Origin of the sequence: Allobosea spartocytisi (genome assembly GCF_014764685.1) — a bacterium.
Classification (GTDB): Bacteria; Pseudomonadota; Alphaproteobacteria; order Rhizobiales; family Beijerinckiaceae; genus Allobosea; species Allobosea spartocytisi.
This window is the reverse complement of record NZ_JACXWY010000016.1, coordinates 107059-120380: the sequence shown is the minus strand read 5'-3', so window position 1 is coordinate 120380 and position 13322 is coordinate 107059. Positions and strand designations below refer to the sequence as shown.

11 protein-coding genes are annotated in these 13322 nt (G+C 65.9%); 1 reads left to right on the top strand and 10 read right to left on the bottom strand.

All coding sequences use genetic code 11. The features are described from left to right. The 3 genes from IED13_RS21460 to pncB all read right to left on the bottom strand — a co-directional run. Positions 1-126: GTP-binding protein (locus tag IED13_RS21460; RefSeq protein WP_248312706.1), on the bottom strand; the 126-nt coding region annotated here is incomplete at its 3' end. A 127-nt stretch (positions 127-253) separates the two neighbouring features. After that, entirely contained in the window at positions 254-901 is a 648-nt protein-coding gene (locus tag IED13_RS21455) for a DUF1444 domain-containing protein (protein ID WP_191125411.1), read from the bottom strand. A gap of 71 nt (positions 902-972) precedes the next feature. Then, on the bottom strand, positions 973-2250 hold the full coding sequence (gene pncB / locus IED13_RS21450) for a nicotinate phosphoribosyltransferase (protein WP_191125410.1): 1278 nt from the start codon (positions 2248-2250) through the stop codon (positions 973-975). Positions 2251-2433: 183 nt separating this feature from the next. On the opposite strand from pncB, the gene glpD reads away from it, so the two are divergent. Further along, on the top strand, positions 2434-3978 hold the full coding sequence (gene glpD, locus IED13_RS21445) for a glycerol-3-phosphate dehydrogenase (protein WP_191125409.1): 1545 nt from the start codon (positions 2434-2436) through the stop codon (positions 3976-3978). Between the two features lie 6 nt (positions 3979-3984). On the opposite strand, the gene IED13_RS21440 is transcribed toward glpD, so the two are convergent. The 7 genes from IED13_RS21440 to tssC form a co-directional block, all read right to left on the bottom strand. Beyond that, positions 3985-4755 carry a hypothetical protein gene (locus tag IED13_RS21440; RefSeq protein ID WP_191125408.1) on the bottom strand — a complete coding sequence of 257 codons (771 nt, stop codon included), beginning with the start codon at positions 4753-4755 and terminating at the stop codon, positions 3985-3987. A 37-nt stretch (positions 4756-4792) separates the two neighbouring features. Continuing rightward, positions 4793-7528 (bottom strand): type VI secretion system ATPase TssH, encoded by a 2736-nt coding sequence (gene tssH / locus IED13_RS21435; RefSeq protein WP_191125407.1) that lies wholly within the window; start codon positions 7526-7528, stop codon positions 4793-4795. A gap of 23 nt (positions 7529-7551) precedes the next feature. Continuing rightward, positions 7552-8607: a type VI secretion system baseplate subunit TssG gene (tssG, locus tag IED13_RS21430; RefSeq protein WP_260368355.1), complete on the bottom strand. Its 1056-nt coding sequence runs from the start codon at positions 8605-8607 to the stop codon at positions 7552-7554. Beyond that, a complete protein-coding gene (tssF, locus tag IED13_RS21425; protein ID WP_191125406.1) occupies positions 8604-10565 on the bottom strand; it encodes a type VI secretion system baseplate subunit TssF in 1962 nt (653 codons plus the stop codon). Before tssF ends, tssG begins: the two co-directional genes overlap by 4 nt. Then, the gene (locus IED13_RS21420) at positions 10565-11113 is read right to left on the bottom strand and encodes a GPW/gp25 family protein (protein WP_248312699.1); all 549 of its coding nucleotides are present in this window, start codon (positions 11111-11113) and stop codon (positions 10565-10567) included. The genes tssF and IED13_RS21420 overlap by 1 nt, the downstream gene beginning before the upstream one ends. 62 nt (positions 11114-11175) lie before the next feature. Then, entirely contained in the window at positions 11176-11661 is a 486-nt protein-coding gene (locus IED13_RS21415; RefSeq protein ID WP_038358308.1) for an Hcp family type VI secretion system effector, read from the bottom strand. Between the two features lie 139 nt (positions 11662-11800). After that, entirely contained in the window at positions 11801-13306 is a 1506-nt protein-coding gene (gene tssC / locus IED13_RS21410) for a type VI secretion system contractile sheath large subunit (RefSeq protein WP_038358310.1), read from the bottom strand. Between the last annotated feature and the right edge of the window lie 16 nt (positions 13307-13322).

Below are 13322 nucleotides of genomic sequence, written 5' to 3'. Positions count from 1 at the left end.
CGCACCGCCCGACTCAGCCAGAACCTTCGTGATCGCAGCCGTCAGCGACGTCTTGCCATGGTCAACGTGACCAATCGTTCCAATGTTGCAGTGCGGCTTCGTCCGCGAAAACTTCTCTTTGGCCATGACACCCTTGTCCTCGAAGGCGGCCCTCCGGGGCCTAGAAACGCGGTCGCATTAGGGGTTTTTGCGCGGCGATGCAAGCCGGCCGGCCCCATCGACCTCCTGTGACGCCAGAGTGAGGAGGTCAGCGCTAATTCTTCACCATCCAGCGCCCCCGGACACGCTGCAGAAGAAGGCTCGTCACCGAATAGCCCTCGCTCGGCATTCGGGCGATACGGCGCAGGCTCGCGACCGCCTCCGGATCGGCTCCGTCGCCGAAGGCCACGATGTCGCGCGCCGGCACCGCGACGACCAGCTCGGCAGGGAGATTCGGGATCGCCGACCAGACCTCTGGCAGCAGAATCAGCGCCGCATTGTAGTCAGCCTCGAAGGACAGGGACCGAACGGGACCATGTTCCTCGATCTGCAGGCGCGAGACCCTGCGCTTCAGGTTCTCCCGGCCGGCATTCATCATATCCTGGTTGCTAAGCCCGAACCGCTTTCCTTCTCCGCTCATGACGAAGCGAGATATGTCTTTGCGATCTTCTACGACGACGACCACGACATCGCCCACGAGCTCCGCGTGGACGATGCCCGGTGCAGGTTTCGGTTGGGCGCGCGCCTTTTCTTCAACCGCCGCGACGAAGGCTCGGTTCTTGACGGTGACCAGCAGCGAGCTCTTGAAAGAAGCCGCATCGCGTTGAGGCGCACCGCATTCCGGGCAAACCGGTTCTTCAGCCCAGGATCGCTCCGGCCACGCTGTGAGCATGGCGAACAACACAACCAGTAAGTGCAACATGCCGAGCCCCCCAACCCGCAACCACAATTGCGCATCGAGAACATAATGGCAACATCTTTACTTGCCCGCGGTCATGCAACCCCGAACACCCGCCGATAGCGCGCCACAGCCTCCGGGTCGCCCGAGACCTTCTCGGGATTGTCGGAGAGCTTCACCGCCGGGCGCCCGTTCGCCTTGGTGACCTTGCAGACCAGCGACATCGGATCGAGCGCGCGCGAACCGTCCGGCGAGCAGCCGACGAGATCGTTGGTTAGGTCGGTACCCCAGCCAAAGGCCATGCGGACCTTCCCGTCGAAATGATGGTAGACGCGCTCGATCGCATCGACATCGAGCCCGTCGGAGAAGACCAGCAGCTTCTCGCGCGGATCGCGCCCGTGCGCGCGCCACCATTCCATGATCGTCTCGCCGGCCGGGATGGGAGGTGCGCTGTCCGGCCGGAAGCCGGTCCAGTCCGCCACCCAATCCGGCGCATGGCGCAGGAAGCTCTGCGTCCCGAAGGCGTCCGGCAGCGCGATCAGCAGGTTGCCGCCATAGACCTGCCGCCATTCGTCGAGCACCCGGTAAGGCGCGCGCAGCAGCTCCTCGTCGGAATCGGCCAGCGCCGCCAGCACCATCGGCAATTCATGGGCGTTGGTGCCGATCGCCTCGAGATCGGTATCCATCGCGAGCAGCACGTTCGAGGTGCCGCTGAAGGCCTTGCCCAGCCCCTCCTTCAGCGCCAGGACGCACCAGCGCTGCCAGAGATGGCCATGGCGGCGGCGCGTGCCGAAATCGGAGAGCCTGAGATTGGGCAGCTTCTGCAGCCGCTCGACCTTGTCCCACATCTTCGCCTTGGCGCGGGCATAGAGCACGTCGAGCGAGAAGCGCTTCTGGCCCAGCATGACGCGCCGCGCCCTGAGCTCGTTAATGATCGCGAGCGCCGGCACCTCCCACATGGTCGTATGGGTCCAGGGGCCGTCGAAATGCAGCTCGTACTGGCCGTCGACCTTGCGAAGCTCGTAATCGGGAAGCTGGAACTCGGCGAGCCAGGCCATGAAATCCGGCGAGAACATCTGGGTCTTGCCGTAGAAGCTGTTACCGGCGAGCCAGATCAGTTCCTTCTTGGTGAACCGTAATGAGCGGGCGTGGTCGAGCTGCGCGCGCAGTTCGCCCTCGTCGACGATGTCGGCGAGGCGGATATGCCTGGAACGGTTGATCAGCGAGAAGGTGACGCGGACTTCCGGATGGAAGGCCCGGATCATCTGCAGCATCAGGAGCTTGTAGAAATCGGTATCGAGCAGGCTGCGGATGATCGGGTCGAGCCGCCAGCCGTGATTATAGGTCCGCGTCGCGATGTCGGTGTAGATCATATCGGCAGCAGGTCCGGGAAAGCTCGGCGACGGAACGGCGCATGGGCGCCGATGCCATCAGAACAATGCCTGGGCCGTTGGCGCAAGCGTGTCGCGCGCGGGGCAGCACGCAAGCGGCGCTCGGCCATTGCCGTGCCCCCTCTCTCAAGCTATCTCGCCTGTTCGATCGGGGTTCAAAAGCACATGGCGTCCGAAACCACATTGCCTACGGCCGGCTTCGGCACCACTTCTTCTGCGCCCTATGATCTCGCGGTCATCGGCGGCGGCATCAATGGCTGCGGCATCGCGCGGGATGCGGCCGGGCGCGGCGCCTCCGTCGTGCTGTTCGAGAAGGACGACCTCGCGAGCGCCACCTCGTCGCGCTCGACCAAGCTGATCCATGGCGGGCTGCGCTATCTCGAACATTACAAGTTCCGGCTGGTGCGCGAGGCTCTGATGGAGCGCGAGCGGCTCTGGGCCATCGCGCCGCACATCATCCGGCCGCTGCGCTTCGTGCTGCCGCATCACAAGGGCCTGCGCCCGGCCTGGCTGCTCAGGCTCGGTCTGTTCCTCTACGACCATATCGGCGGCCGCAAGCTCCTTCCCGCGACGCGCACGCTCGACCTCGCCCATGATCCTGCCGGCAGGCCGCTCAAGGACGACAAGGCCAGGGCTTTCGAATACTCCGATTGCTGGGTCGAGGATGCGCGCCTCGTCGTGCTGAACGCCATGGACGCCGCCGTGCGCGGCGCCGCGATCCACACCCGCACGCGCGTCGCCGCCGCGATCCGCGAGGACGGGCTGTGGCGCCTGACGGCGGAAGGGCCGCAAGGCCGTTTCGACATCTGGGCGAAGGCGCTCATCAACGCAGCCGGCCCCTGGGTCGGCGAGGTGCTGAACGGCGTCATCCACACCAATGCCAAGGCCGGCGTCCGCATGGTGCAGGGCAGCCACATCGTCGTGCCGAAGCTCTACGAGCACGACCGCAGCTACATCTTCCAGAATGCCGACGGCCGCATCGTCTTCGCGATTCCCTATGAGCAGGACTTCACCCTGATCGGCACGACCGACCGCGACTATCACGGCGACCCAGCCGAAGTCGTCGCGACGCCGGACGAGATCGCCTATCTCTGCGCCGCCGCGAGCGAATATTTCCGCCAGCCCGTCACGCCGGAATCGGTGATCTGGACCTATTCGGGCGTGCGCCCGCTCTATGACGACGGCGCATCCAAGGCGCAGGAAGCGACGCGCGACTATGTGCTGACGCTCGATGCGCCCGAAGGCGAGGCGCCGCTGCTTTCCGTCTTCGGCGGCAAGATCACCACCTATCGCCGCCTCGCCGAGGCCGCGATCGCCAAGCTCGCGCCGCTCGCACCCTGGGCCGCCCGCGCCGAATGGACGGTTGCAGGCGCGCTGCCCGGCGGCGATTTCCCCGTCGGCGGCTTCGACACGCTGGTCGGTGAGATTGCTGCGGCCTATCCCTGGCTCGAACGACGCACGGCGACGCGGCTTGTCCGCGCCTACGGGACCCGCGCCCGCGACATCCTCGGCGATGCGAAGAGCGTGGTCGACCTCGGCCGCCATTTCGGCGCCGATCTCTACGAGCGCGAGGTGCGCTACCTGATGAAGGCGGAATGGGCGCGCCGGGCGCAGGACGTGCTCTGGCGCCGCGGCAAGCTGGGCTTGCGGTTGTCGAAAGCGGAGAGCGAAGCGCTCGACGACTTCATGCAGGACGCTGCGTCGGTCTAGGCGCGTTCAAGGGATCCAGGCCGGCGGCCGGACCACGATCACCTTGCCGGTTCCGTCGACCTGGATGTACTTGCCGTTGCCGCCGCTCTTGACCCCGTCCCAGCCAAGCCTGCCATGATTCGGGCCGAAATGGCCGGAGCCGTCATTGGCGCCGTTGGAATGCGCGATCAGCAGCGCGTCCGGCACGACGTTGGTGTAGGACACCAGCGCGATATGGCCGGGCTTGCGGGTTTCCAGCATCTTGTCGGTCATCCAGACCACCATGTCGCCGGTCCGGATCTCGTCGAAATCCCAGATCAGGGCACTGGGAAGGCCCGGCGGCTTGCCCGCCTTGGCGGCTCCGACGAGGAACGGGCAGCCCGCGCCGCCCGAATACTTGTCGATGCTGATCCGCTTCATCTCGTTGTAATAGGCGACGACGAAGCCGGTGCAGTCGACGCCGAGGCTCTGGTCGGCCCAGGCCTGGATCGTGTCTTCGGTCGCCTTGCCGGTGTCGAGGGCGAGATTGAGGATATGCTCGCAATCGCCCGGGCTGACCTTGCCCATGCTGGCGCGGGTGAAGGCCTTCTTGTCGACGGTGAGCTTTCGCTTCGCCGCCTCCTGCACGACGAGGCTGCGCTTGGTCGCCCCCGCATCGGAATTATGGGTGCCGATCATGTATTTGTTGATCGACACCAGGGTGTCGCCCGCCGGCACGTTCCAGTAGCGGTCGACCCAGTCCGCCGGCGACGGCGAGCCATTGGCGATATCGGTCGGGTTGCTCGGATCCGGTACCATGGGCCCTCGCCTCGCTGGGATGTTTCGGAAAGGCGGCTCACGCCACCTGATAGGCGAACTGGCCCTCCGCGACCGAGACCTTCGCCTCGGTCAGCGGCTTCTTCTCCAGTTGCAGGTTGAGGATCGCGCGGGATAGCGCCGGCAGCATCGAGTTGGTGATGATGTTGTCGATCATGCGCCCGCCCGAATCCGGGTCGTTGCACTGGCCGACGATGTGCTCGACCACCGCGTCATCGTAAGCGAACGCCGCCTTGTGGTTCTCGGAGAGCCGCTTGCCGATGCGCCCGAGTTGGAGGCGGACGATGCCAGCCAGCATGTCCGACGACAGCGGATAATAGGGAATCGTCACGAGCCGCCCGATCAGTGCCGGCGGGAAGACCTTGAGCAACGCCGGGCGCAGACTCACCGCCATCGCCTCCGGATCGGGCTTGGCGGCGCCATTGGCCGACATGCTCATGATCTCGTCCGTGCCGACATTCGAGGTCAGGATGATCAGCGTGTTCTTGAAATCGATGCGCCGGCCAGTGCCGTCCTCCATCTGGCCCTTGTCGAAGACTTGGAAGAACAGCTCGTGCACATCGGGATGCGCCTTCTCGACCTCGTCGAGCAGCACCACCGAGTAAGGCTTGCGCCTAACGGCCTCCGTCAGCCGGCCGCCCTCGCCATAGCCGACATAGCCGGGAGGCGCGCCCTTCAGTGTCGAGACGGTGTGCGCCTCCTGGAACTCGCTCATATTGATGGTGATGACGTTCTGCTCACCGCCATAGAGCGCCTCCGCCAGCGCCAGAGCCGTCTCGGTCTTGCCGACGCCGGAGGGGCCGCAGAGCATGAAGACGCCGATCGGCTTGTTGGGGTTGTCGAGCTTGGCGCGGTTGGTCTCGATGCGCTTGGCGATCATGCCGATGCCATGCCCCTGCCCGACCACGCGCCTGTTCAGCGTCTCGGCGAGGTTGAGCACGGTCTCGATCTCGTCCTTGACCATCCGTCCGACCGGGATGCCGGTCCAGTCCGAGACGACCGAGGCGACCGACTGCTCGTCGACATGGGCGTAGATCATCCGATTGGCCGGATCGATCTCGCCAAGCGACGCGAATTTGGCGTTGAGCGCAGCGCGGGCATCCTCGGGATCGGCTGCAGGTTCCCCGGTCGGAGCCGATACCTCCGGCGCTGCGGCGCCGGCATCGACGCTCGCCTCCTGCGGCACGGCCTCGGCCTTGGGATCGGCGCCCGGTGCCTTCTCGCCGAGCTTGGTCCGCAGCGCCTTGATCTCCTCGACGATGGCAAGCTCGCTCGCCCAGGCAGCTTCGAGGGCGGCGAGCTTCTCCTGCTTCTCCGCGATCTCGACCTCGATCTCATCGAGCCGCTTGGCGCTGTCGGTGCCGAGATCGGCATCGGCGGTCAGCGCCGCCTTCTCCTGCTCCAACGCATTGATCGCGACGCGCGCATCCTCGATCGCGGCCGGCGTCGCGCTCTGGCTGATGGCGACGCGGGCGCAGGCCGTGTCGAGCAGGCTCACCGCCTTGTCGGGAAGTTGGCGGGCCGGGATATAGCGCGACGAGAGCGTCACCGCCGCGACGATGGCGGCATCCGAGATGCGAACCTTGTGATGCTTCTCCATCGGGCCAATCAGCCCGCGCAGCATGGTGCAGCAACGCAGCACGTCGGGCTCGTCGACCTGTACCGGCTGGAAGCGGCGGGTCAGCGCCGGGTCCTTCTCGAAATACTGCCGATACTCCGACCAGGTCGTCGCCGCGATGGTGCGCAGCGTGCCGCGCGCCAGCGCCGGCTTGAGCAGGTTCGCGGCATCGCCCGTGCCCGCCTGCCCGCCGGCGCCGATCAGCGTATGTGCCTCGTCGATGAACAGGATCACCGGCGTCGGCGAGGATTGCACCTCGTCGATCACCGAGCGCAGGCGCTGCTCGAACTCGCCCTTCATCGAGGCGCCGGCCTGCATCAGCCCGATATCGAGCGCGCAGACCTTGACCCCCTTGAGCGGCGGCGGCACATCGCCCGCCGCGACGCGCTGGGCGAAACCCTCGGCGATCGCGGTCTTGCCGACGCCGGCCTCGCCGGTGAGGATCGGATTGTTCTGGCGCCGGCGCATCAACACGTCGATGACCTGCCGGATCTCGTCGTCGCGGCCGAGGATCGGGTCCATGCCACCCTGGCGCGCCTTGGCGGTCAGGTCCTGCGAGAAGCGGTCGAGCGCGGTCGTGCCCTTCGGCCCTTCGGCCGCCTCGGCGCCCGGCGTGCCGGCGGCGCGCAGGCCCGAGCCATCCATCGGCCTTAAGTTCTCCTCTTCCGAGCTTTCCCAGATCTTGCCGTAGCCTGCCGCCAGCTCCTCGACCGGTATCTTGGCGAATTCCTTGGAAAGCCCGGTGAAAGCCCGGCGCAATTCGGTCGACTTCAGCGCCGCCACCAGCAGGTGCCCGGTCCTGATCTGCGTCTCGCCGAAGAACAGCGTCGCGTAATGCCAGCCACGGTCGAGGATATCGACGATGTGGTTGGCGATGCCGGGCATCTCCGTCTCGTTCTTGCGGAACCCCTCGACGACACCGCCAAGGTCCATCAGCAGCCTGGCGCGATCGAGCTTGTAGTGGTCCGCGGTCAGGGTCAGGTCGTTGGCGCTGCCCTGCAGGATCTGCAGCAGCCAATGCGCCAATTCGACATTGCGGTTCCCGGCACCCTTGGCCTGCCTCAGCGCCTGCAGGAAGGTGTCGTAGCCGATCCGGTTGAGCTTGCCTGTGACGGCTTCGAGGCTGATATCGGCCATGGTCGTCCCCTTGATCTCTGGTCTTAGGCAGCAGCGCGGCTACGTTTCAGGCGCATGCGCTCGGCCGGATGGAAACGGGCGTCGCGGCGCAGCGCGCCTTCCTCGGTGGTCCAGTTCGGCGCCATCCAGCTCGTCCAGCCGAGATGGCCGGACAGGCCGAGCCTGACGGGCTTCACTTCGCCCACCGGCAGCGCGAGCTCGACATCCCATTCGAACTGCTCGCCGAGATGCAGGAAGACGGCATCCGCCAGCGGCTCGCAGCGATCGCCATTCGGCAGGAAGCGCTCGAACTGTTCGAGGTCAGCAGCCACGATCTTCACGCGGAACTTGTCCTCGACGCTGTAGACGCTGGCGCCGAGCAGCGCGTCGCCGCCGAGCGTGCAATGCGCGCCGCCGAGCCGCGTCCGGTCCGCCGGATCGAAGACGAGGCGCATGCCGACGAACTGCTCGATCTCGACTTGCGTCCTGAACAGCCCGGCGAGAAGGCGCTGAAGCCGCGAGGCGGATTTTGCCTGCGCGCCGATCAGCCCGGCATGGGCGAGCTTCTCGGGATCGGGCACGCTGTCGCGGTCGAGATAGGGCTTCGAACCCACCCCGATCATGCTGCCGATATAGGCGGCGAAGCGGTCGAGATCGGGCCGGTCATGCTGCGCGATCGGCCGCGAATCCGCCCAGGCGCGGTAAAAGAGCTGCAGGAAGCGGTGGTTGAAGATATCGAGGAAGCGCGGAAAGGCATCGTCGCGCGCGAGCTGCCAGTGATAGCTCTCCTCGGTTGTCGCCAGCGGCAGCGCGCCCTGCGGGCCGAGCAGGCCGAGGAACTTCACGAAGAGCCGAAGCCTGCCCTGCGCGTCCCGGCCCGCCTCCGCGATGGTCGAGGCGGGAAAGTCGAGGAAGGCCTGCTCGCCCAGCGCGACATATTCGTCGCGCCGCGAGGCGACGTCGCCGATGCGGCTGCGCTCCGGAAAGCTGCGTTCCAGCCGCCGCATCACGGCATAGAAGTCGAAGCGCCAGGGCTCCGCCTCCAGCCTCGCCTGGTAGCCCGGCGCCTTCTCCAGCGGCGTGGCGGCGTCCTCGCTCACAGGACGCGCCTCGAACCGGCACGCGGTGGAAAGCGCATCACCTCGCCGCGCTCCACCGTGCGGATCACCGTCTGGGTAAAATGGTTCATCGCCGCATATTCGGCGAAGAAGCGGTCGAGCACCGCGCCCAGCAGGAAGACGCCGGAGCCCTCGAAGGCCTTCTCGTCGAGCAGCACGGTGATTTCCAGGCCCCGCCCAGCCCCCGTTCCGGCCCGCTGGGGAAAACGGCGCACGACAGGCCGGCTGTCGACGTTCTTGATGCCGCGGATGCGCCGCTCCGTCGCGCTGTCGGCAAGATCGGCGAAGAGCGAAAGCAATTCGCGCAGCGCCTCGCCATTCTGCCCGGCGCCGCGCTGGACGAGGCCGAGATGGTTGAGACTGAGCAGATTGATCAGCCGCCAGGTCACGACGCCCGTGCTCGCCGTCTCCGCACGCAAGCGAAGCTGCGAGACGATCGGCTCGCGCGGCGGTGTCGGCCCGACAAGGCAGGCAAGGTCGAGCGAGACATTGTCGATCAGCCGGAAATCGGCGCCGCCGCCGCCGGTCGGCAGATGCTCGGTGAGATGCCGGTTGGAACATAGCGCGCGCACGCTCAGCTCCGCCACCGAGGCGCTGTCGCCCATCTTCGCCGGCTCGACCAGCGAGATGAACATGTCCGTGCCGGTATAGTCGGAGGCCCGCCCCTGGCGCCGCTCGGCCGAGGAACGCCGCCGCGGCAGGCGCCGCTGCGTATAGTGCAGGCCGTGAACCGGCGAGGCTCCCTCGGGCGAAGAATAGAGCGGATGCACCGGCTGCTTCTCGCGACCGCCGGTATAATGCGCATGCACCGAGAGAACGCTGTGCGGCTCGTAGTCGAGCGCGCGACTGCGGTCCGGTACGACATGGAATTCGTGCTGGTTGCTCTTCACCGGGATGCGGTCGGCCGTCTTCTCGAAGAGGTTGACCGCAGGCGCCGCGTAGAGCGCAAACATCTCCTTGCGCACCGCGCCGGGCAGCCGCGTATTGACCTCGTCGAAGACGAAGATCAGCTCGACCGTCTTGGCCGTGAGCTTGGGCATGATCCGGCCCAGCCCTTCCAGCCGGAAGCCGAGGAACTTGCGCGGGAACCAGAACAGCTCGTGCAGCAATTCGAAGCCGCGGAAGACGCGGGTATCGGCCGGCAGCAGCGCCTCGTTCTCGTCGAAGCCGATCTGCTCCAGCCGGCAGCCCTCGCCCAGCGTCACCACCGGGTCGCCGAACGCGTCGAGATGGCGGAAATGGATGCCGACGCAGTTCGCGAAGAGCTGCTCGTAGAGAGCGACCGCATCGCCCTCCCCACCGAGCAGATGGAAGGCGAGCTCCTTCGTCCGGCAGCCGGCGAACCAGCTCGCCGGATTCTTCAAGGCCTGGGCCGGAGTCGGCTCCTGCTCGGGGTCCGCCATCACCCGGTGCGTCAGGGTCAGGCGCAACCCCGCAAGCGCGCGCTGATCGGTGCGCAAGCCGAGCGCCTGCAACGGCGCCGGCGCCGGAATATACTCGGCGGCCACGATCTCGAACGGCCAGAGCGTGATGTCGCTGCCCAGCCGGTAGCGGCAGGCGACACGCCGCTCGCGCTCCAGATAGGTCGCGTCGAGATAGGCGCCGCGCGCGATGCGCATCCCCTCGCGCAGGCCCGGATCGGAGTAAGGCGGCACGACGCCCGCCAACAGCGCCGAAGGCGTCGGCGCCAGATAGTTCGGCAGGAGCTGTTCGAGCAGATTGTTGGTGAATTCGGGGAACTCGTGCTTCAGCTTCAATTGCACGCGGGCGGCGAGGAAGGCCGCGCCTTCGAGAAGGCCACCGACCATCGGGTCCATGCGCTCGCCGACGAGCCCGCCCAGCCGCTCGGCGATGCCGGGATACTCCTCCGCGAACTCCTTGCTGTGCTCCATGAACAGCCGGAGTTCCTGATTGTAGAGATCGAGAAACTCCTGGTTCATCACCGCCCCTTGATCGCGATCTTGCCGGTATCGAGTTCGAGATCGGCCACGAATTGCACGGGCACGTTCAAAGGTTCGCAGTTCAGATCGGCGCGGACGAGGAAGCGTACCTTCAACTCGGCGGAATCGAGCGTCCTGTCGCGCTCGACGGCGATGGAATTGCGGATCAATCGCGGCTCGTAGCCCATCAGGGCAGCGGCGAGATCCTCGCGGATCGTATCGACGCGGTGCTCGTCGATCGACAATCGCGTCATGTCCGGGAAGCCGTGGTTCAGGATCGAGCGGCGCACGAGCTCCAGCTCGGAAAGGTCCACCGCCGAGCCAAGATTGACCGTATTGACCAGCGCGTCGAGGTCGATGGCGATCTCGCGCCGCAGCTTCGGCTCGGTGATCGCGGCCCGCGGCGCGGCGCGACGTTGCGCGATCACACGTTCGCCGCCCTCGTCCCGCAGGTCGAGCGCGGTCCGCGCATCCTTCTCCAGATGCGCTTCGCGGAATGCGAACATCAAAGGCGGCCGAAGCCGCTTCTTCGAAAGGGGGTCGGCCATGACATCGCGTCCGGGGCGGGCGACGAACCGGCTCCGGCTCAGCCGGAGCCGGTGCGCGCGGCTCAGCTCTTGGCGTTACCCTTGAGATCCCACTTCATCTCGATCGCCGAGTCGAGCGTCTGGTCCGACTTCTGCGGCCGATATTGGAACTCGACCTTGGCATAGTTCAGCGCGAACTGGTCGGTCGGGACGCTCGAACCGCCGGCGGCATCGCCGGACTGGTAGCTCGACACGATCAGGTCCTCGAGCGTCACCGTGTAGTATTCCTGCGGCTTTTCGCCCTGCTTTCGGACGTAGAGAACCGCCTTCTTGATGTATTTGCCGCTGGCGCAATACAGGGCGAGGTTTGCCGAAGCCTTGCTGACCTGCGCGGTGAAATGCATGTCCTGGAAGTTCGCCTTGCCCGCGCCGCCGCCGCCGCCATGGGCGTAGGAGCCGGGGTTGCTGATGCCCCAGGAAAAGGAATCGACCGCGATCGTATCCTTGTGGGTCTTGTCCTGGGCCTCGCCCTTGATCTCGTCGATCTTGAGCAGAAAGTCGGCAGCCATGTTTACCTCCAAAGTAGGGTCGTCGGATTGCTCGGATGCGCGAGCGCGCTGATGGACGCATCTCTCCGATCGCGCACCCGCATCGGGTCAGCGCGTCGAAGGGTCTTCGTGCTTCCGTCACCTGCCGATCAGGTGGCGGTCACTGCTTGGGAGCTGGCAGTCGCGAGACCAGGCTCAGGCCGATATCCATGCCTTCGAGCTGGAAGTGCGGCCGCAGATAGAACTTGGCCGAGTAATAGCCAGGGTTCTCCTCGTCCTCGAAGACGTCGATGCGTGCATCCGAGAGGGGGCGCCGCGCCTTCGTCTCTTCGCTGGAATTGACCGGATCGCCGTCGACATATTCGGTGATCCACTCCTGCAGCCAGCGTCGCAGCGGCTCCTTTTCCTTGTAGGAGCCGATCTTGTCGCGAACCATGCACTTCAGGTAGTGCGCGAAGCGCGAGACCGCGAACATGTAGGGCAGCCGCGAGGACAGGTTGTCGGACGCCGTCGCCGCCACGCCGTCGGGCCCCGAGAAGGCCTTGGGCTTGTAGAGCGACTGGGCGCCGATGAAGGCCGCCTTGTCGGTGTTCTTGCGATGGATCAGCGGGATCAGGCCGGATTTCGCCAGCTCCGCCTCGCGCCGGTCGCTGATCGCGATCTCGGTCGGGCATTTCAGATCCACGCCGCCATCGTCGGTCGGGAAGGTGTGGGTCGGCAGGTTGAGAACCTCGCCGCCGGACTGGACGCCGCGGATGCGGGTGCACCAGCCATATTCCTTGAAGGCGCGGTTGATGTTCACCGCCATGGCATAGGCGGCGTTCATCCAGGCGTATTTCTCGCCCTTGTGGCCGTCGGTATCCTCCTCGAAGGCGAATTCCTCGACGGGCTCGGATTTGGCGCCATAGGGCACCCGGGCGAGCACGCGCGGCAGGCACAGGCCGACATAGCGGGAGTCGGCGGCGTCGCGCAGGCCCTTCCAGGCCGCATAGTCAGGCGTGTCGAAGACCTTGCTGAGATCGCGCGGATCGGAGAGCTCCGTCCAGGCATCCATGCGCATCAGCATCGGATCGGCGCCGGCAAAGAAGGGAGCATGCGCAGCCGCGGCGATCTTCGAGAGGTCGCGCAGAAGCTGGACGTCCGTCGCCGTGTGGCTGAAGTGATAATCGCCCACGAGGCAACCGAAGGGCTGGCCGCCGAGCTGGCCGAACTCCTGCTCATAGACCTGCTTGAAGAGCGGGCTCTGGTCCCAGCGCGCGCCGGGATAGGTCTTCAGGTTGCGGTAGAGCTCGTTCTTCGAGACGTTCATCACCTTGATCTTCAACTGAGCATCGGTCTCGGAGTTGAAGACGAGGTAGTTGAGGCCACGCCAGGCGCTTTCCAGCTTCTGGTATTCGGGAGCGTGCAGCACCTCGTTGATCTGCTCGGTCAACTTGGCGTCGAGCCGCGCGATCATCTCCTCGATCGTGTCGATGACGTCGCCCTTGATCACGGTCGAATCCGCCAACGCCTGATTGACGAGGGTCGCGACCGCGTTCTCGACTTCCGTCGCCGCGCGTTCCGTTCTGGGTTTGAAACTCTGCTTCAGGATCGCCGAGAAATCGTCGATCTCGCGCGTCTCGACTGCCGCCCCGCCGGGCTGTTGGGTTTGTGCTTCCGCTGCCATTGCCGCCTCGCTCGCT